This is a genomic window from Paraburkholderia sp. GV068, assembly GCF_003058125.1.
Classification (GTDB): domain Bacteria; phylum Pseudomonadota; class Gammaproteobacteria; order Burkholderiales; family Burkholderiaceae; genus Paraburkholderia; species Paraburkholderia graminis.
In genome coordinates this window covers 35,972-54,306 of record NZ_QBUB01000024.1, presented here as the reverse complement: position 1 = coordinate 54,306, position 18,335 = coordinate 35,972, and the positions used below count along the sequence as shown (strand labels likewise).

At 63.6% G+C, this 18,335-nt stretch carries 18 protein-coding genes and 1 tRNA gene; 10 read left to right on the top strand and 9 right to left on the bottom strand.

Annotated features, from left to right (window positions below):
• Positions 1-434: 434 nt before the first annotated feature.
• From ampD to C8K18_RS30830, 3 genes are read right to left on the bottom strand one after another with little or no spacing between them, the layout of a single operon-like run.
• Positions 435-1,031, bottom strand: a complete 597-nt coding sequence (gene ampD, locus C8K18_RS30840) for a 1,6-anhydro-N-acetylmuramyl-L-alanine amidase AmpD (protein WP_006051847.1) — start codon at positions 1,029-1,031, stop codon at positions 435-437.
• Positions 1,028-1,336 (bottom strand): PP0621 family protein, encoded by a 309-nt coding sequence (locus C8K18_RS30835; RefSeq protein WP_029971498.1) that lies wholly within the window; start codon positions 1,334-1,336, stop codon positions 1,028-1,030. The genes ampD and C8K18_RS30835 overlap by 4 nt, the downstream gene beginning before the upstream one ends.
• 9 nt (positions 1,337-1,345) lie before the next feature.
• Positions 1,346-2,293: an inner membrane protein YpjD gene (locus C8K18_RS30830; protein ID WP_107710844.1), complete on the bottom strand. Its 948-nt coding sequence runs from the start codon at positions 2,291-2,293 to the stop codon at positions 1,346-1,348.
• Positions 2,294-2,373: 80 nt separating this feature from the next.
• Between C8K18_RS30830 and ffh the strand changes: the two genes are divergently transcribed.
• Together ffh and C8K18_RS30820 are read left to right on the top strand one after the other, a co-directional pair.
• Complete coding sequence (gene ffh / locus C8K18_RS30825; protein ID WP_029971500.1) at positions 2,374-3,741, top strand: signal recognition particle protein; 1,368 nt, start codon at positions 2,374-2,376, stop codon at positions 3,739-3,741.
• Positions 3,742-3,873: 132 nt separating this feature from the next.
• Positions 3,874-4,425: a hypoxanthine-guanine phosphoribosyltransferase gene (locus tag C8K18_RS30820; RefSeq protein ID WP_006051843.1), complete on the top strand. Its 552-nt coding sequence runs from the start codon at positions 3,874-3,876 to the stop codon at positions 4,423-4,425.
• A gap of 87 nt (positions 4,426-4,512) precedes the next feature.
• Here the strand turns inward: C8K18_RS30820 and C8K18_RS30815 are convergent, their stop codons facing one another.
• Both C8K18_RS30815 and C8K18_RS30810 read right to left on the bottom strand, forming a co-directional pair.
• Entirely contained in the window at positions 4,513-5,112 is a 600-nt protein-coding gene (locus C8K18_RS30815; protein ID WP_006051842.1) for a MarC family protein, read from the bottom strand.
• 12 nt (positions 5,113-5,124) lie between these two features.
• Positions 5,125-6,861, bottom strand: coding sequence for a proline--tRNA ligase (locus C8K18_RS30810; protein ID WP_029971501.1), 1,737 nt, complete (start codon positions 6,859-6,861; stop codon positions 5,125-5,127).
• Positions 6,862-7,158: 297 nt separating this feature from the next.
• Between C8K18_RS30810 and C8K18_RS30805 the strand changes: the two genes are divergently transcribed.
• Complete coding sequence (locus tag C8K18_RS30805) at positions 7,159-7,899, top strand: RNA pyrophosphohydrolase (protein ID WP_107710843.1); 741 nt, start codon at positions 7,159-7,161, stop codon at positions 7,897-7,899.
• Between the two features lie 76 nt (positions 7,900-7,975).
• On the top strand, positions 7,976-8,533 hold the full coding sequence (locus C8K18_RS30800; protein ID WP_006051839.1) for a CNP1-like family protein: 558 nt from the start codon (positions 7,976-7,978) through the stop codon (positions 8,531-8,533).
• A gap of 115 nt (positions 8,534-8,648) precedes the next feature.
• Here C8K18_RS30800 and proB read toward each other — a convergent pair whose 3' ends face one another.
• From proB to rplU, 4 genes are all read right to left on the bottom strand, one after another.
• Complete coding sequence (gene proB, locus C8K18_RS30795; RefSeq protein WP_006051838.1) at positions 8,649-9,767, bottom strand: glutamate 5-kinase; 1,119 nt, start codon at positions 9,765-9,767, stop codon at positions 8,649-8,651.
• Positions 9,768-9,832: 65 nt separating this feature from the next.
• Positions 9,833-10,954, bottom strand: coding sequence for an Obg family GTPase CgtA (gene cgtA, locus C8K18_RS30790; protein WP_107710842.1), 1,122 nt, complete (start codon positions 10,952-10,954; stop codon positions 9,833-9,835).
• A gap of 228 nt (positions 10,955-11,182) precedes the next feature.
• On the bottom strand, positions 11,183-11,446 hold the full coding sequence (rpmA, locus tag C8K18_RS30785; protein ID WP_006051836.1) for a 50S ribosomal protein L27: 264 nt from the start codon (positions 11,444-11,446) through the stop codon (positions 11,183-11,185).
• A gap of 25 nt (positions 11,447-11,471) precedes the next feature.
• Positions 11,472-11,783, bottom strand: coding sequence for a 50S ribosomal protein L21 (gene rplU, locus C8K18_RS30780; RefSeq protein WP_006051835.1), 312 nt, complete (start codon positions 11,781-11,783; stop codon positions 11,472-11,474).
• Between the two features lie 247 nt (positions 11,784-12,030).
• Here rplU and C8K18_RS30775 point away from each other — a divergent pair, with 247 nt between their 5' ends.
• The 6 genes from C8K18_RS30775 (at position 12,031) to C8K18_RS30750 (ending at position 18,333) form a co-directional block, all read left to right on the top strand.
• A complete protein-coding gene (locus C8K18_RS30775; RefSeq protein ID WP_006051834.1) occupies positions 12,031-13,023 on the top strand; it encodes a polyprenyl synthetase family protein in 993 nt (330 codons plus the stop codon).
• Between the two features lie 48 nt (positions 13,024-13,071).
• A tRNA-Pro gene (locus C8K18_RS30770) sits at positions 13,072-13,148 on the top strand.
• Between the two features lie 204 nt (positions 13,149-13,352).
• Positions 13,353-14,648, top strand: coding sequence for an HlyC/CorC family transporter (locus C8K18_RS30765; RefSeq protein ID WP_029971503.1), 1,296 nt, complete (start codon positions 13,353-13,355; stop codon positions 14,646-14,648).
• 185 nt (positions 14,649-14,833) lie between these two features.
• Positions 14,834-16,126 (top strand): GspE/PulE family protein, encoded by a 1,293-nt coding sequence (locus C8K18_RS30760; RefSeq protein ID WP_107710841.1) that lies wholly within the window; start codon positions 14,834-14,836, stop codon positions 16,124-16,126.
• The gene (locus C8K18_RS30755; RefSeq protein ID WP_107710840.1) at positions 16,123-17,352 is read left to right on the top strand and encodes a type II secretion system F family protein; all 1,230 of its coding nucleotides are present in this window, start codon (positions 16,123-16,125) and stop codon (positions 17,350-17,352) included. The genes C8K18_RS30760 and C8K18_RS30755 overlap by 4 nt, the downstream gene beginning before the upstream one ends.
• 27 nt (positions 17,353-17,379) lie before the next feature.
• On the top strand, positions 17,380-18,333 hold the full coding sequence (locus tag C8K18_RS30750) for an A24 family peptidase (protein WP_107710839.1): 954 nt from the start codon (positions 17,380-17,382) through the stop codon (positions 18,331-18,333).
• The last annotated feature ends 2 nt before the right edge of the window (positions 18,334-18,335 follow it).

Genomic DNA, 18,335 nt, shown 5'->3' with positions numbered 1-18,335 from the left:
TGATTCGAATTCGTAACGGTCTTCGTCGTAGTTCTCGCGATCACTCTCAGCCCCTTTCCTGATGCTTATGGTTGCCGCCGGTTGGTTCGCGCTTGCCCCGCGCTCTACCCGCTCTTACGTTTCACCGGCCGCCCTGCAGGAATTCTTTTTCGCTGCCTGGAATGCTTGCGGCGCCATGCTCGGAGAGCGGGGCGCCGCAGACTTGTGCACTATGTTATGCACTTGGTTATTCACACAGTTATACACAGGACACACAACATCTAGTGCGTAACTGAATTTGTGGCACCAAGTATAGTGGACTTTCAAGACAGATCAAATCGTTTTATTTATCCGAAACGTATTGACTTTTGGCTCGCGCGACGCGAAGCCGGCTCCCCGGAGAGCGAGGCTGCGCCTCGTTCTCCTCGCATCACGCGAGCTCGCGCGAACGGCCGTTACCGCGTTTTGGAAAACTTGAGATAGGGGAAATACCGATCCGCGAGCGAGGTGTCGCGTTGCAGGCGCGCCCATTCGAAGTGGGGGCCCGGATCGGTCTTGCGGCCGGGCGCAATGTCGGAGTGTCCGGCGAGGGCTTCGATCGGATAACGTGCCGCGAGCGCTCTCACGAGCGCGCTCAGCGTGCGGTATTGAGCCGCCTCGAAAGCAGTTGTGTCACTGCCTTCGAGTTCGATGCCGATGGAGAAATCATTGCAACGCTCGCGGCCGAAGAAATTCGACGGCCCCGCGTGCCACGCTCGCTCGTTGCATGACACGAACTGTTCGAGCGCGCCGTCGCGATGAATCACGAAATGCGCCGACACGCGCACGCCGCGCAGATGCGCGTCGTAATACGGGTGAGCGTCGCAATCGAGTGTATTGAGGAAGAGTTCGGCGATAGCCGTGCCGCCGAATTCATTGGGCGGCAAGCTGATGTTGTGCACCACGATCAGCGTGGGCACCGCGCCTTGTGGCCGCGCCTCGAAGTTCGGCGACGGCAGTTTGCGTGCTTGCGCGGCCCAACCGTCTGCGTCGACGGTGAACTCGACGCTCATCGGGCGTCGCGGCCCGTGGGTCGCGTGCCGTGCCGCTGCGCGTGCGCGGCGCTGCAGAACACCTGGCCCGCGACGACCACCGAGTCGCTCTTCGGCGCATGCACGCCGCACTCGACACAACGGATCATCGGCTCCGCGAGTTGCGGCGCCTCGGGCTGACGCGCGGCGCCGTTGCCGTTATTGGCAGCGCCGCGCGCGCCGCCTGCGCCGGTACGTTGCGCGGTGTGCGCATCGTGACGGCGCAGCGCCTTCACAAGCCACTGCCCGACGATGAACAACAGGATCAGCAAAAAGATTTGTCGCATGGGACACGCTCACACTACAGCTCGGTGCAACAGCACCTCGAAAACAAAACGGCTGCCGACGTACGCCAGCAGCAACGCGACGAACGACGCCAGCACCCAGCGCAATGCGGCACGGCCGCGCCAGCCGGACACCTTGCGCGCCGTCAGGAGCGCGCCGAACATCACCCACGAAAGAATGGCGAACACGGTCTTGTGATCGAGCCGCAGCGCGCGGTCGACCAGTTGCTCGCTAAACAGAATGCCCGATACCAGCGTCAGCGTGAGCAGCACGAAGCCCGCGCCGATCAGACGGAACAGCAGCTTCTCGAGCGTGAGCAACGGCGGCAGTGTATCGAGCCAACTGGAGAGCCAGCCGTTACCCGCTGCGGCCACATGCCGCTGCGCGATGCCGCCGCGCATCGCATGAAGACGCCGCTCGACGAGCAGCATCAGAACGGCGTGCAGCGCCGCGATCGCGAACAGGCCATACGCGATGTTAGCAATCAGGAAGTGCAGCTTGAACATGGGCGCGGCCGAATACGGCAGCACACGCACGCCGTTGAACGCGAGCGGCAACAGCGACGCGACGCAGGCGAGCGGCAACACCAGCAGACGCAGCCCGTCGAGCGGAAAGAAAAAGCTCTCTATCCAGTAGATGCCGGCGCCGAGCCAGAACATCGCGGAGAGCGCGAAGGCGAAGCCGAACACCATCGCGTTCTGCGGGAAGATCGTGGTGTGCAGCAGCACGCCGTGCGCGAGCAGCGCGACGAACAGCAGCGCGCGGCCCGATGAGCTCATGCCCGACGCCGCGGCCCCGGCGAACCCGGAACGCGCGTCGGCCGCGGTTGCCGCGCCGGCCGGCATGGGCGCGACGCTCTCCAGCATGGAGCGCGATCCGGCGTGCCGGTGCGAGCGCCAGCCCGCTACGGCGAGTCCGCCGTACAGGAGCGCGGTGAGGGCATACAGTACAATATCCATATTCGAAGTTTACACTAGGCCCCCGCCCCGCGACGTCTTCCGCTTCGCGCCCGCCCGGGCCGCACTGTTCATCGCTCCCCATGCTCGACAATCTGACTCAACGGATGGCGCGCGTCGTCAAGACGCTGCGCGGCGAAGCCCGGCTCACCGAGGCGAACACCCAGGAAATGCTGCGCGAAGTGCGCCTTGCGCTGCTCGAGGCGGACGTGGCGCTGCCCGTCGTGCGCGAGTTCATCGCGAAGGTGAAAGAGAAGGCGCTCGGCGAGGAAGTCATCAGCAGTCTGTCGCCGGGTCAGGCGCTCGTCGGCGTCGTGCAGCGCGAGTTGACCGCGGTGATCGGCGGCGATTACGAAGGCAAGGCCTCGGAGCTGAACCTGGCCGTCACGCCGCCGGCCGTCATCCTGATGGCGGGTTTGCAGGGCGCGGGTAAGACGACCACGGTCGGCAAGCTCGCCAAGCTGCTGCGCGAGAAGTACAAGAAGAAAGTGCTGACCGTTTCGTGCGACGTCTATCGCCCTGCTGCTATCGCGCAGTTGAAGACGGTGACCGAGCAGGTCGGCGCGGATTTCTTCCCGTCGGAACCGGATCAGAAGCCGGTGGACATCGCGCGTGCGGCGGTGGATTGGGCCAAGCGTCATTATCACGACGTGCTCATCGTCGACACGGCCGGCCGTCTCGGTATCGACGAAGCGATGATGCAGGAAATCACCGCGCTGCATACCACGCTGAAGCCGGCGGAAACGCTGTTCGTCGTCGATGCGATGCTCGGTCAGGACGCGGTCAACACGGCGAAGGCGTTTAGCGACGCGCTGCCGCTCACCGGCGTCGTGCTGACCAAGCTCGACGGCGACTCGCGCGGTGGCGCGGCACTCTCCGTGCGTCACGTCACGGGCAAGCCGATCAAGTTCGTCGGCGTCGCGGAAAAGCTCGACGGCCTCGAAGTGTTTTATCCGGATCGCATGGCGAACCGGATTCTCGGCATGGGCGACATTCTCGCGCTCGTCGAAGAAGCGCAGAAGGGCGTCGACGTTCAGGCCGCGCAAAAACTCGCCGACAAAGTCAAGAAAGGCGGCGACTTCGACCTGAACGATTTCCGCGCGCAGCTCACGCAAATGAAGGGCATGGGCGGGCTGTCGTCGCTGATGGACAAGCTGCCCGCGCAATTCCAGCAGGCCGCCGCCGGCGCCGACATGAGCCAGGCTGAAAAGCAGATGCGCCGCATGGAAGGCATCATCAACTCGATGACGCCGCTCGAGCGCGCCAAGCCGGATCTCATCAAGGCCACGCGCAAGCGCCGCATCGCCGCGGGCGCGGGCGTGCAGGTGCAGGAAGTCAACCGCATGCTGAACCAGTACGACCAGATGCGCACGATGATGAAAAAGCTGAAGGGCGGCAACATGCAAAAGATGATGCGCGGCATGAAGGGCATGTTGCCCGGCATGCGCTAAGCTTTAGCAAGACGGCGGCACGCGCGTCGTGCGGGTTGCACTGCGCCCGCCGATAGCCGCCGCCTCGGAAAAGGAATTGGTTGAGAGCATTCCCGCTCACACTATGTATACAGTCACCGCCCGTCAGACGTCATGAACCGCGAAGAAGCTCTCCACATTTTTAGCCACTCCGAAGAAATCGTTTCGGCCGACGACGTGAACGCGTCGATCAGCGGCATGGCTGCCGCCATCCGCGCCGAAATAAGCGAGGACTTCCCGCTCGTGCTTTCGGTGATGGGCGGCGCCGCGGTGTTCACCGGCATGCTGTTGCCGCACCTCGACTTTCCGCTCGAGTTCGACTACATCCACCTGACCCGCTATCGCAACACCACCAAAGGCGGCAACGAGATGCAGTGGCGCGTGGCGCCGGCCGAGTCGGTGAAGGATCGCGTGGTGCTGGTGCTCGACGACATTCTCGACGAAGGCGAGACCATGGCCGCGATTCGCGACCGCATTCTCGCGATGGGCGCGAAGCGCTTCCTGAGCGCGGTGCTGTGCGAGAAGATCATTCCGAAGGCCAAGCCGCTGCGCCCGGACTACTGCGGCTTCGAAGTGCCGGACCGCTATGTGTTCGGCTGCGGCATGGACGCGAAAGGCTACTGGCGCAACCTGCCGACCATTCGCGCGCTGACCGAAGGCGCGTGAGTTCTTCATCTGTCTTGCGCTGGAACGAAAAAGCGGCCTACCTGGGCCGCTTTTTTCATTGCGCAGCGATAAGGCGCGCCGCCGGCTTCAGAGTTGATGCACGAAGGCGCGGATACCGCCGAGCATCATCTCGACGGAAATCGCCACCAGCACGAGTCCCATCAGACGCTCGAATGCCATCATGGTTCGCTCGCCGAGCCATGCCTGAATGCGCTCGGCCAGCATTAGCACCACAGCGCAAACGATCATGGTGACGGTCAGCGCGCCGATCCATTCGAACATCTTGCCGGGCGCCTGCGACGTCAACAGCATCACCGTTGCGAGCGCCGACGGCCCGGCCAGCGCCGGAATGGCCAGCGGCACGATCAACGGCTCGCCGCCGCGCGCGTCGCCACCGAACGGGCCGTCCGGATGCGGGAACACCATGCGCAGCGCAATCAGAAACAGCACGATGCCGCCGCCGATTCGCAACGACTGGTCCGTGAGACTCATCATCCGCAAGAACGCGTCGCCCAGCACCATGAACAGCAGCAGGATCGCAAACGCAATCGCGACCTCACGCAGAATCACAGCGGTGCGACGCTTCGGCGACACACCGCGCAGACAACTGATGAAGAGCGGAATGTTGCCGAGCGGATCGGTGATGAGAATCAGCAGGACGGTCGCGGACAGGAAGGTGTACTCCACCGTCCGCTCCGCTTAGCGCGCGAGCGCCGCGCGCACCTTCGCGATCACCGTTTGCGCGGCTTCGTCGACCGGCAGCAGGGTCGCCTCGGCGTCGCGGCGGCCCTGATATTCGAGCTTGCCTTCCTTCAGGCCGCGGTCGCCGATCACGAGACGATGCGGCACGCCGATCAGCTCCCAGTCGGCGAACATCACGCCGGGGCGTTCGCCGCGGTCGTCCAGAATCACGTCGATGCCTGCCTCCACCAGTTCCGCGTACAGCTTGTCGGCCTGCTCGCGCACGGCTTCGCTGCGGTCATAGCCCATCGGGCACAGGACGACTTCGAACGGCGCGATCGATTCCGGCCAGATGATGCCCTTGTCGTCGAAATTCTGTTCGATCGCGGCGCCCAGAATACGCGTGATGCCGACGCCGTAGCAGCCCATTTCCATCGGCTGCGGCTTGCCGTTTTCGTCGAGGCAGGTCGCGTTCATCGCTTCGGAATATTTGGTGCCGAGCTGGAACACATGGCCGACCTCGATGCCGCGGCAAATGTCGAGCACGCCCTTGCCGTCCGGCGACGGATCGCCCTTCTTGACGTCGCGAATGTCCGCGACGACCGGCTCCGGCAAATCGCGGCCCCAGTTGACGCCGGTGGTGTGGAAGTCCACCTCGTTCGAGCCGACCACGAAGTCGCTCATGTTCGCGACCGTGCGGTCCGCCACGACCTTCACCGGCTTCTTCGTGTTGAGCGGGCCGAGATAGCCCGGCGGCGTGCCGAAGGTCTCGATGATCTCAGCCTCGGTCGCCATGCGGAAGTCAGCGAGGCCCGGCAAGTTGTTTGCCTTGATCTCGTTCAGATCGTGATCGCCGCGCAGCATCAGCAGCCAGATGGTCGGCTCGGCGCCTTCGTTTTCGGTCGCGAGCACGATCGACTTGATGGTGCGTTCGAGCGGAATGTTCAGATACTCGGCGACGGCCTCGCACTTTGCCTTGCCCGGCGTGGGCGTCTTCTTCAGCTCCTCGGTGGGAGCGGCGCGTTGCGCGTACAGCGGCAATGCTTCGGCCGCTTCGACATTCGCGGCGAAGTCGGAAGTCGGGCAATAGGCGATTGCGTCCTCACCCGTTTCGGCGATCACGTGAAACTCATGCGAGCCGCTGCCGCCGATCGAACCGTTGTCCGCCGCGACCGCGCGGAAGTCGAGACCGAGGCGCGTGAAAATGCGCACGTACGCGTCGTACATCTTGCGATACGACTCGCGCAGACCCGCCGCGTCCTTGTCGAACGAGTACGCGTCTTTCATGATGAACTCGCGGCCGCGCATCACGCCGAAACGCGGACGGATTTCGTCGCGGAACTTGGTCTGGATCTGATAGAAGTTGACCGGCAACTGACGGTAGCTCTTGATCTGGCCACGCGCGATGTCCGTCACCACTTCTTCATGCGTCGGTCCGATGACGAAATCGGACTGCTTGCGGTCCTTGAAGCGGAGCAATTCGGGGCCGTATTTTTCCCAGCGGCCCGACTCCTGCCACAACTCGGCCGGCTGCACGGCCGGCATCAGCAATTCGATAGCGCCCGCCCGGTTCATTTCCTCGCGCACGATGGCTTCCACCTTGCGGATCGAGCGCAGGCCGATCGGCAGGTAGTTATAGATACCGCCGGCGACGCGGCGGATCATGCCGGCGCGCACCATGAGCTTGTGGCTGACGATCTCGGCGTCTGCCGGAGCTTCTTTCAGGGTGCCGATAAAGAAACGGGAAGCTTTCATTCAGATTTTCCAAAAGCGGCGGCTCCGGAGGGACCGCCCGAAAGGGTGAAACGGGAAATCGACACGGCTGCGGCGCCAGAACCCGCGGTGTGCTGCACTGCGCCGCACCGACGCCAAAGCGCCGGCGACGGCGCCGCGCAAAGCCTTCTGCACAAGGGATGACGCGCGGGAAGCTTGACAGGCTACCGCAAATGCAGGCCTTTTGCGGCGAATCGTTCCATTCTGGTGCGAATCGGTGCGTCAGGGCCGTTATCTGTTTATAATCAAAGCAATTTTAAAGGATTCGAAGGTGGTTGTATGCTGGATCGTGAAGGCTTTCGCCCGAACGTCGGCATCATCCTCTTGAACGCGCACAACGAGGTGTTTTGGGGCAAACGGCTCCGTGAACATTCCTGGCAGTTTCCGCAAGGGGGCATCAAGTACGGAGAGACCCCCGTGCAAGCGATGTATCGGGAGTTACACGAAGAAACCGGCCTGCTTCCTGAGCACGTCAAGGTGATTGGTCGCACGCGCGACTGGTTGCGTTACGAGGTGCCTGACAAGTTCATCAAGCGTGAGGTACGCGGTCATTACCGCGGCCAGAAACAAATCTGGTTTTTGCTCCGAATGGTGGGGCGCGATTGCGACATCTGCTTGCGCGCCACCGACCACCCGGAGTTCGATGCCTGGCGTTGGAACGAATATTGGGTGCCGCTCGACTGTGTGATCGAGTTCAAGCGGGATGTGTATCAGTTGGCGCTGACGGAGCTGTCCCGTTTCATGCGCCGGACTGTGCCGCGTGCGGAAAAACCCGGCGCTCATCATGGGCCGCGCTATCCACGGATAGCGTCGTCAATGGAAAGTCCGCCGGATTCCACGGTAATGACGGTGACAACGGTCACGTCCGTCAGAATCGAAACTTCGGTTCGCACAACAAGCGCGTCCGACTGCGGTGAAAATGCCGCGTCAACGGACGAGGCCAGCGCCGCGTCGGAGCTCGAAGAAGACGCAGTTCGCGAGGCTGCCGTTTCGTTGCTTCGCCAGGGCGTGCGTAGTTGATCGTTCTGCGCGGCTTTCCGTGCCGCTATGCGGGCGCGGACCCGGGAGCCGCGCCCGTTTTTTGAGGAAAACCATATTGAAAGCTCTCGCTCTCGTCGTGGCGTGCGTCGCCACCGGCGCCCTTCTGGCTGGCTGTTCGAGTGCCGGCAAACCCACCAATAAGGATGACAGCGCGTTTACCTATCTGCTCGACCGGCCTACCAATTGGGTGGAAAACAAGGTCGAGACGTTGCCGCCGCTGCCGCAGGACTCCAGCCTCCTTCCGTTCGAAGTGTCGGGCAATACGCCGCTGCATTTCGCGATAGATCCGACGTCGCTCACGGTGGGTTCCGACGGCGTGGTGCGCTACACGGTGGTGGTCACGAGCCCGAGCGGCGCGCGCAATGTGAACTACGAGGGCATTCGCTGCGACACCTACGAATGGCGTCTGTATGCCGGTCTGAACGCCGATCACGACGGCTGGGACAGAACCGTTGCCAACGACTTCACGCGCATCGAGAACGGCGCGCTGAACGCTTATCACGCGGCGCTGTATCAGGATTATCTGTGCGCGAACAAGCTGCCGACAGGCAGCGCCAAGTCGATTATCGAGAACATCCGCTATAAGCGCACGGCGACGTCTTTGATTCATTGAACCGTTGACGATGCAGTAGGCAAAAAAGCCGTTCCAGTGGTGACTGGAACGGCTTTTTTAATTGCCGCCTGATGTCTCTTTGCCGGCCGCTGGCCACTGGCCGCTGATTACCCGCTCAAACCAGCACCAGGTTGTCCCGATGAATCAGCTCCGGTTCGAGCATATAGCCGAGCACCGATTCGATCTCGCCGCTCGGACGCCGCTGAATCAGCTTGGTTTCGGCACTGCTGTAATTGGTGAGGCCGCGCGCCACCTCCCGGCCGGCTGCGTTCAGGCAAGCGATCACCTCGCCCCGCGCAAACGCACCCTGCACGCCGACAATGCCGATGGGCAGCAGGCTCTTGCCGCCCGCGGTCACCTTCTCGACGGCGCCGTCGTCGATCACGACGTGGCCGCGCACCTGCAAGTGATCGGCCATCCACTGCTTGCGTGCTGCCATGCGCGCGGTGCGTGCGATCAGTTGCGTGCCGATCGCTTCCCCCGAGGCGAGCCGCGACAGCACGTCGGCTTCGCGGCCGCTGGCTATCACCGTATTCGCCCCGCTGTGCGCGGCGCGCTTGGCGGCGAGAATCTTGGTCAGCATGCCGCCTCGGCCGAGGCTCGAACCCGCGCCGCCGGCCATCGCCTCCAGGTCGGGCGCGCCGGCATCCGCCTGCTGAACCAGCGTCGCGTTCGGATCTTTCCGCGGATCGGCGGTGAAAAGCCCTTGCTGATCGGTGAGGATGATGAGTGCGTCGCCCTCGATGAGGTTCGCGACGAGCGCGCCGAGCGTGTCGTTGTCGCCGAACTTGATTTCGTCGGTGACGACCGTGTCGTTCTCGTTGATGATGGGCACCACGCCGAGCCGCAAGAGCGTCAGCAGCGTGGAGCGCGCATTCAGATAGCGCTCGCGGTCCGCGAGGTCGGCATGCGTCAGCAGGATTTGCGCGGTCTGAATGGAATGCTCGGCGAAGCGGCTTTCGTAGACCTGGGCTAGGCCCATTTGACCGACGGCGGCGGCCGCTTGCAATTCGTCGATTTCGCGCGGCCGCTTGGTCCAGCCGAGCCGCTGCATGCCTTCCGCGATCGCGCCGGAGCTCACCAGCACGACTTCCTTACCTTGAGCGCGCAACGCGGCGATCTGCGCAGCCCAGCGGCCGATCGCAGCATGATCGAGACCCCGGCCGTCGTTCGTGACGAGGCTCGAGCCGACTTTCACTACCAATCGCCGTGAATCTGCGATGACGGAACGCATTGTGCGTGGTCTCCCAAGATGACGCCTGACACGCACCGGCCCCGAAAGGCCGGCGCTCCCGTTGTTTATTCCTGCGGATCGGCGCTGGATTCGCTGGCGGCGGCCGGCGCTTCGGGCTTGTCGCGAAAGCGCACGTCGGCGGCGAGATCTTCGGCCTCAGCCGCGCGCTGAGCTTCGGAATGCGCGGCGATGTAGTCGAACACCGCGTAGCAAAGGCTCTCGCAACCCTGACCGGTCAGCGCCGAGATTTCGAACACCGGACCGTCCCAGCCGAAGCCTTCGAGGAACGCCGACACGCGCGCTTCGCGCTCGTCCTCGGGCACCATGTCGAGCTTGTTGAGCACCAGCCAGCGCGGCTTCTGATACAGCTGCTCGTCGTACTTGCGCAGTTCGTTGACGATCGCCCTGGCTTCCGCGACCGGGTCGACGGATTCGTCGAACGGCGCGATGTCGACGATATGCAGCAGCAGACCTGTGCGCTGCAAGTGCCGCAGGAACTGGTGACCGAGCCCCGCGCCTTCAGCCGCGCCTTCGATCAGGCCCGGAATGTCCGCGATCACGAAGCTGCGGCTCGGCCCGACGCGCACCACGCCGAGATTAGGCGCGAGCGTGGTGAACGGATAGTCGGCAATCTTCGGCTTCGCGTTCGATACCGAAGAAATGAACGTCGACTTGCCCGCGTTCGGCATGCCAAGCAGACCGACGTCGGCCAGCACTTTGAGTTCGAGGCGCACCATGCGGCGCTCGCCCGGCTTGCCGTCCGTTTTCTGGCGCGGCGCGCGGTTCGTGCTGGACTTGAAGTGCAGGTTGCCCAAACCGCCGGCACCGCCCTCCGCAATCTTCACGCTCTGATTGTGCTCGGTCAGATCGGCGATCAGTTCGCCGGTTTCCATGTCGGTAATCGTGGTGCCGACCGGCATGCGCAGCGTGATGTCGTCGCCGCCCTTGCCGTAGCAGTCCGCGCCACGGCCGTTTTCGCCGTTGCGCGCCATATGTTTTTTCGCGTAGCGATAGTCGATCAGCGTGTTGATGTTGCGGTCTGCTACCGCAACCACGCTGCCGCCCCGCCCGCCGTCGCCGCCATCGGGGCCGCCGAACGGAACGAACTTCTCGCGGCGCATCGACGCGCTGCCATCCCCTCCGTCGCCGGCGATGACTTCAATCCTCGCTTCGTCAATGAACTTCATGCGTAACTCCGTCCCGTGGTGTACAGCCAGATGGTGCTGCCAGATGTGTTGTTGCCGGATACTGCCTGATACAGCTATTTTGCCGCGCCCGCCGCGCGATGATCAATCGACCGAACGGCATAGGACGACGTCAGAATTCGCGGCGGCAACAGCCGCTACCGCAATAAAAAAAGCCCCGCTAACTTCGCGGGGCCTTTTTCCGGTCCTGAAGCCCGTGCCTGAGCAAGCTCAGACTGCTGCCGGGATCACGTTGACCATATGCTTCTTCGCGGCGCCTTTCGTCGAAAACTTGACGTGGCCGTCCGTCAGCGCGAACAAGGTGTGATCCTTGCCGATACCGACGTTCTCGCCAGCGTGCATGCGCGTGCCACGTTGACGAACGATGATGCCGCCAGCGTTGATAGCCTGACCGCCGTACACTTTCACGCCAAGTCGCTTCGACTCGGAGTCGCGGCCGTTCCGGGACGATCCGCCTGCCTTTTTGTGTGCCATTTGATTTGCTCCTTAACCGGTGCGCTTACGCGTTGATCGCGTCGATGCGCAGTTCGGTATAGTTCTGGCGGTGGCCGCCATGCTTCTGGTAGTGCTTCCGGCGACGCATCTTGAAGATGGTCACTTTCTTGTGACGACCTTGCGACACGACGGTAGCCTTGACGGAAGCCCCACTGACCAGCGGCGCACCGAACTTAATCGATTCGCCTTCGCCCACTGCGAGAACCTGGTCGAGCGTGATTTCAGCGTCAATGTCTGCCGGTATCTGTTCTACTTTAAGTTTTTCGCCGACGGCAACTTTATACTGCTTGCCACCGGTTTTTATGACCGCGTACATTGAGAACCTCACTCTGTGTTCATTTTTTCCACGCACCGCGCGCGGAAACCCGTGATTATACATAGAGTTAGCTGCTCGGTCAAAACTCATTGAGAGCCGCCGTGCCGTCCGGGTGACGCGCGGCCCGCCGCCGGGCGCCGCTCCACGCTGCTCTGTGCGCTGCCGTAAGGCGCGGCGCACGGCAGTCCGCGACCCGGAACCACCGCGATTCGCCTTATAATTCGCGGCACTACCCAATTCAGCCATCATGTCGTCGACTGCCACCCCCTCCTCCAACGCCGCCAGCCTGCTCGCTCCGATAGCCGAAGACATGCAGCAGGTGAATCGCGTCATCCGGCACCGTCTTGCGTCCGAGGTGATGCTGATCAATCAGATCTCCGAGTACATCATCAGTGCCGGAGGCAAGCGGCTGCGGCCCGCGCTGCTGCTGCTGGTGGCCGGCGCGCTCGGAGAAACCACGGGGCATCGGCATGAACTGGCGGCGGTCGTGGAATTCATCCACACCGCGACGCTGCTGCATGACGACGTGGTCGACGAATCCGATCTGCGGCGCGGCCGCCAGACGGCCAACGCGCTCTTCGGCAACGCGGCGAGCGTGCTCGTCGGCGATTTTCTGTATTCGCGCTCGTTCCAGATGATGGTCGGGGTAGGCAAGATGCGCGTGATGGAGATCCTGGCCGAGGCGACCAACATCATCTCGGAAGGCGAGGTGCTGCAGCTGCTGAACATGCACGACGCCGACGTGGACGAAGCCCGCTACATGCAGGTGATCCGTTACAAAACGGCGAAGCTGTTCGAGGCCGCCGCGCAACTCGGCGCGGTGCTGGCCGGCGCGGACGCCCGCATCGAAGCGGCCGCGGCGGAATTCGGCCGGCGCATCGGCACGGCCTTCCAGATCATGGACGACTGGCTCGACTACACGGGCACGGCAGAGTCCATGGGTAAAAATGCCGGCGACGATTTGCGCGAAGGCAAGCCCACGCTGCCGCTCATCTATCTGATCGAGCGCGGCACGCCCGAGCAATCGGCGCTTGCCCGCGAGGCCATCGAACAAGGCGGCACCGACCGTTTCGAAACGATTTTCGAAGCCATCACGCGTTCAGGCGCGCTCGACCACACGCTCGAATGCGCGAAGCAGGAGGCGCAAGCAGCCGCCGCCGCAATTTCTTCGTTTCCGGATTCCATTTACAAAGAAAGCCTGCTAGAATTATGTTCTTACTCGACGGCGAGACAGTCTTAAACGAGACGGAAAAGCCGGTTTAGTCTGAATCGAGTTCGCAGTACTTTTCGGGGTGTAGCTTAGCCTGGTAGAGCGCTACGTTCGGGACGTAGAGGCCGGAGGTTCGAATCCTCTCACCCCGACCAGATTTGCCTTGTTAGTTCAAGGCTCGAAAAACCGCCCAGCTTGCTCGGCGGTTTTTTGTTTTTGCGGCGCATGTTCGTTAGAGCCCGCATGCCGCGGCCATGTCGAGCGCAAAGGCCCTGTTTTCAGGGCGGCGCCGCGCACGGCTTCGGCAGCCCCCTCTGCTATATTCTCTCCATCCTTTCCCCCTCTATCCTTCGCGACGCGTGGAACAACTTCCCTTATGGGCGCAGATTGGCGCCGTCTTCCTGCTGCTTGTCTGCTCGAGCTTCTTCTCGATTTCCGAAACGGCGATGATGGCGCTCAACCGCCATCGGCTGAAGCATCTCGCTAGCAAAAACGCGCTCGGCGCGAAGACCACGCAGGGTCTGCTGGCGCATACCGATCAACTGCTGAGCGTCGTGCTGATCGGCAACAATCTGTTCAACACGATCATCCCGGTTCTGACGACTTCGATCGCATTGCACACGTTCGGGCGCAACAACCTCGTACTGTCGATCGCGACCGGCATCGTCGCCTTCCTGATCATCGTCTTTGCCGAGATCACGCCGAAGATCGTCGGCGCGACCTTCCCCGAGAAAATCGCGCTGCCCGCCAGTCTGCTGATTGCGCCGATGATGCGCGTCGCCAGACCGCTCGTGTGGTTCGTCAACCTGTTCGCCACCGGCATCTTGCGGGTGCTGCACATCAACACAAAAGGCGCGCGCGACCAGCGCCTGTCCACCGAGGAATTGCGCACCATCGTGCTCGAGTCCGGCAGCTTCATGCCGACCAAGCACCGCAGTATTCTGCTCAATCTGTTCGACCTCGAAAACATCTCCGTCGACGACGTGATGATCCCGCGCCGCCGCATCGAAGCGCTCGACTTCGACGCGCCGTTCGAACAGATCCTGCATCAGCTCGAAACCTGCTATCACAACAAGCTGATCGTCTATCAGGGCGACATCGACCGCGTGCTCGGCGTACTGCACGTTCGCAAGACGCTCGCGGCTCTGCATAACCAGGAACTGGAGCGCGAGACGCTGCGCGAACTGCTCACCGAGCCTTACTTCGTGCCGACCGGCACGCCCGTGTTCCAGCAGTTGCAGTATTTCCAGGAGAGCCGCCACCGCATTGCGCTCGTCGTCAACGAATACGGCGAACTGCAAGGGCTCGTCACGCCGGAAGACATCATCGAGGAACTGATCGGCGAATTCACTACCTCGATCCCGCGTGGCGCCAGTTCACGCGGCGGCTGGAACGAGCATGGCGAATGCATCGTCGCGGGCAGCATGCCGCTGCGCGAACTCAACCGCTGGCTTCAACTCACGCTGCCTACTGACGGCCCGAAAACGCTCAACGGCCTGATCCTCGAAATTCTCGAAGACATTCCCGACGGCGACGTGTGCGTGCAGATCCGCGACGTCAAACTCGAAGTCATGCGCAGCGACGATCAGGCGATCCGCACCGTCAAGCTGTTCAAACCGCCGGCGCGCGCAAAGGGCAAGGCGCTGCTCGGTTAGCGGATTGCGCGGGCGGTCGTCGGTCGCCTCGCATGCGGACCAACCGCTCGCCTCCTCGCCTGCACACACAGCATCGCACAAGGTCCGAGCGCGCACCATTAGCCGAATGGCCGAGTGTCATTCAGACGCGCCTTGCCGGAAACTGGAGCCGTCGTGTTCTACAGGCGGCGCATCGCCGGCTCCTCATGCAAGCTTCTTTTCAACCCGCCGCATCGCTGCGGCCGCTGCCCGCCGATGGCGCAAACGCGTCGCGCAACAAGCCCAACCCGCTCACCGCCGACTCAGGCGCGGCAACGCTCAACGATCCAGACAACGCCCCCGCCGTGCGTCTCTTGACGGACACGCTGCGCGAAGCGACGCGCCGCAACGCGTCGGACCTGCACATCGAGCCGGCTGAAAACGGCTGGCGGGTGCGCCTGCGTATCGACGGCGTGCTGCACGAAATCTCGCCGCCTCCGGCTCATCTGCGAGACGCGTTCATCACGCGTGTGAAGGTGCTTGCGCGCATGGACATTGCCGAGCGGCGCGTGCCGCAGGACGGCCGGCTGCGCATCGCCACTTCGCCCGGACGGCTCGAGGACTACCGCGTCAACTCGCTGCCCACGCTGTTCGGCGAAAAGCTCGTGTTGCGCAGGCTCGACGCGCTGCCGGCGGATCTTTCGCTCGACTTGCTCGGGCTCGACGCGCAGCAGCGCGATGCCGTCGATGCGGCAATTCGCGCGCCGCACGGTCTCGTGCTCGTCACGGGACCGACAGGCAGCGGCAAGACGCTGTCCTTGTACTGCTTTCTGAACCTGCTCAATAGCGAGGCGCGCAATCTCTGTTCCGTCGAAGATCCGGCCGAAATCCAGCTAGCCGGCATCAATCAGGTCAGCGTGCGCGAGAAGGCCGGGCTGACTTTCGCGGTCGCGTTGCGGGCGTTTTTGCGCCAGGACCCGGATGTGATCATGGTCGGCGAAATACGCGATGAGGAGACCGCCGACGTCGCCGTAAAAGCCGCGCAAACCGGCCACCTGGTGCTGTCCACATTGCACACGAACGACGCGCCGGCCGCCGTCGCGCGCCTGATCGACATCGGCGTCGCGCCGTACAACCTGGCCGCCGCGCTGCGCATGGTGACCGCACAGCGGCTCGTGCGGCGCCTGTGCGCGGCGTGCCGGGCGCCCGCGCCACATTCGGCCGCCGCCCTACGTGCCGCCGGTTTCGCCGACGATCAGCTCGGCGACTGGCAGCCGTACGCCGCCACAGGCTGCGCCGCTTGCCACGGCATCGGCTATCGGGGCCGCGTCGGCGTCCATCAGGTCATGCCGGTGTCCGATGCCATGCGCGATCTGATCGTCGCGCGTGCCGGCAGCCATGAACTCGCGCGGCAGGCGCACGGCGAACGGGTCGGCACGCTGCGCGCCGCCGCGTTGGCCTTGGTGCGCGACGGCACCACGAGCCTCGCCGAAGCGCTTGCGGCAACGGATCTCGCGTGAGCACACAGACAAAGCGCCCGCCTGCATCGACCGATACGCGCTTCCGATGGCGCGGCGTCGACGTCGATGGCAGCCGCAAAACCGGCGTGCTCATCGCACCGGACGCAGCCACTGCGCGGACACTTCTGAAGCGCGAGAATGTCTTCCTGGCCGACCTGAAGACGGAAGGACCGGCGCCGCGCCCTAGAGCGAATGCCGCGGAGGTCACGCTGTTCACACGCCAGCTTTCCAGCCTGCTGCGCGCCGGCTTGCCGCTCGCGCCCGCACTCGATCTGCTGGCTCAGCCGCAAAACTCACGCCGTGCGGGTATGCCGCGCATCGTCGGAGCGCTGGCACGCGACATCACCGCGGGTCTGCGTTTTTCCGCTGCGTTGCACGGGCACCCAGCGCAGTTCAACGCACTGTATTGCCAGCTGGTGGAGGTGGGCGAAGCGGCAGGCGCCTTGCCCGCCGTTCTCGCGCGAATCGCCGACGACCGCGAACGCGCCGCCGCACAACGCGCAAAAGTGCGCGCCGCGTTGACGTATCCGGTGGCGATTCTGCTGCTTGCTCTCGCAATCACGGCTGCGTTGCTCGTTTGGGTCGTGCCGACCTTCAAACAGATCTTCGACGGCTTCGGCGCCCGGTTGCCCGCGCCCACGCAATTCGTATTGGCGCTGTCGTCCGGCGTCGCGACGTGGAGCGTGCCCGCGATCGCAGTCATCGTCGGCGCATGTTCGGCGGTGACGTTTCTCCTGCGACGTTCGGAAGCGGCGCGCATCCGCTTCGCGCGCTTGTCGTTGAAAATGCCAATCGCCGGCGCGCTGCTCGCGACGCTTTGTGCCGCGCGCTGGAGCCGTGCGCTCGGCACCTTGCTCTGCGCCGGCACGCCGCTCGCCGATGCGTTCGACTCGCTCACGCACGCCACCGGCAATGCATTTTTCGATCGCGCGACCGTCGACATCGCGGTGAGGCTGCGGCGCGGCGAACGGCTTGCCGCGGCCATGCGCGCGGCGCGCTGCTTTCCGCCCGAGGTCGTGCAGCCGATCGCGGTTGCCGAGGAGTCCGGAGCAATCGACACCATGCTGCTCGACGTGGCGTCGCTGGCCGATCGTCAGGTCGACGAAAAAATCGGCACGCTGTCGAGCCTGTGCGAACCGCTCGTCATCATTGTGCTGGGGGCGCTCGTCGGCGGCCTCGTCATCGCGATGTATCTTCCCATTATTCAACTCGGCAACGTGGTGTAGCATCGCAGCCGAATCCATTGTTTATCCATGCAGGCAGCTCATTCACTCGTGCCAGACACCTCATCCAGCCTGCTTTCGGGCCCGCTTTCAAGCCTGCTGCCGGCGCATTTCGCGGCCGGCTCCGGCCAGGCATTCGGCAGCCTGCCCATTGCATTGCAGTTCGCTTTTGCAATCGTGTTCGGTCTCGTGATCGGCAGCTTTCTGAACGTGGTCGTGCATAGAGTGCCCATCATGCTCGAGCGGGCGTGGCGTATCGAAGTGAGCGAAGCGACGGACGAAGCTCTCGAAGAAGACGGCCTGCCGGCGCGCTATAACCTGTGGGTGCCGCGTAGCGCCTGCCCTCACTGCGGGCACGTGCTGCGCGCGTGGGAGAACGTGCCGGTGCTGAGCTACCTGCTGTTGCGCGGCCGCTGCTCGGCATGCAAGGCGCGCGTGAGCCTGCGTTATCCGCTGCTCGAGTTGGCCAGCGCAGCGCTCGCGGCGGTCGCGCTCGCGCTGTTCGGCCCGACGCTCGCCGCGCTGGCCGCATTCGGGCTGTGTGCGGCGCTGCTGGCAATGAGCGCGATCGACATGGACACGCATCTGCTGCCCGACTCGATGACGTTGCCGCTGCTGTGGGCGGGCATCGTCGTCAATTTCAACGGTATGTTCGCGACGCTGCACGATGCGGTGCTGGGCGCAATCTTCGGCTACCTCGTGCTGTGGGCCGTGCATTGGCTGTTCCGGCTGGTGCGAGGTATCGACGGCATGGGTTACGGCGACTTCAAACTGCTCGCCGCGCTCGGCGCGTGGCTCGGCTGGGCCGCGCTGCCGCAGATCGTGCTGGTGGCCGCCGTGGCGGGCGCGGTCGTGGGCCTCGCGGCCACGTGGCGCGGCCGCATGCGCTTCGAAGAACCGCTGCCTTTCGGTCCGTTTCTGGCAGCGGGCGGCGCACTCACGCTGTTCCTCGGCACACCGCTTTATCTGGCTCTCGGAGGCTGAAG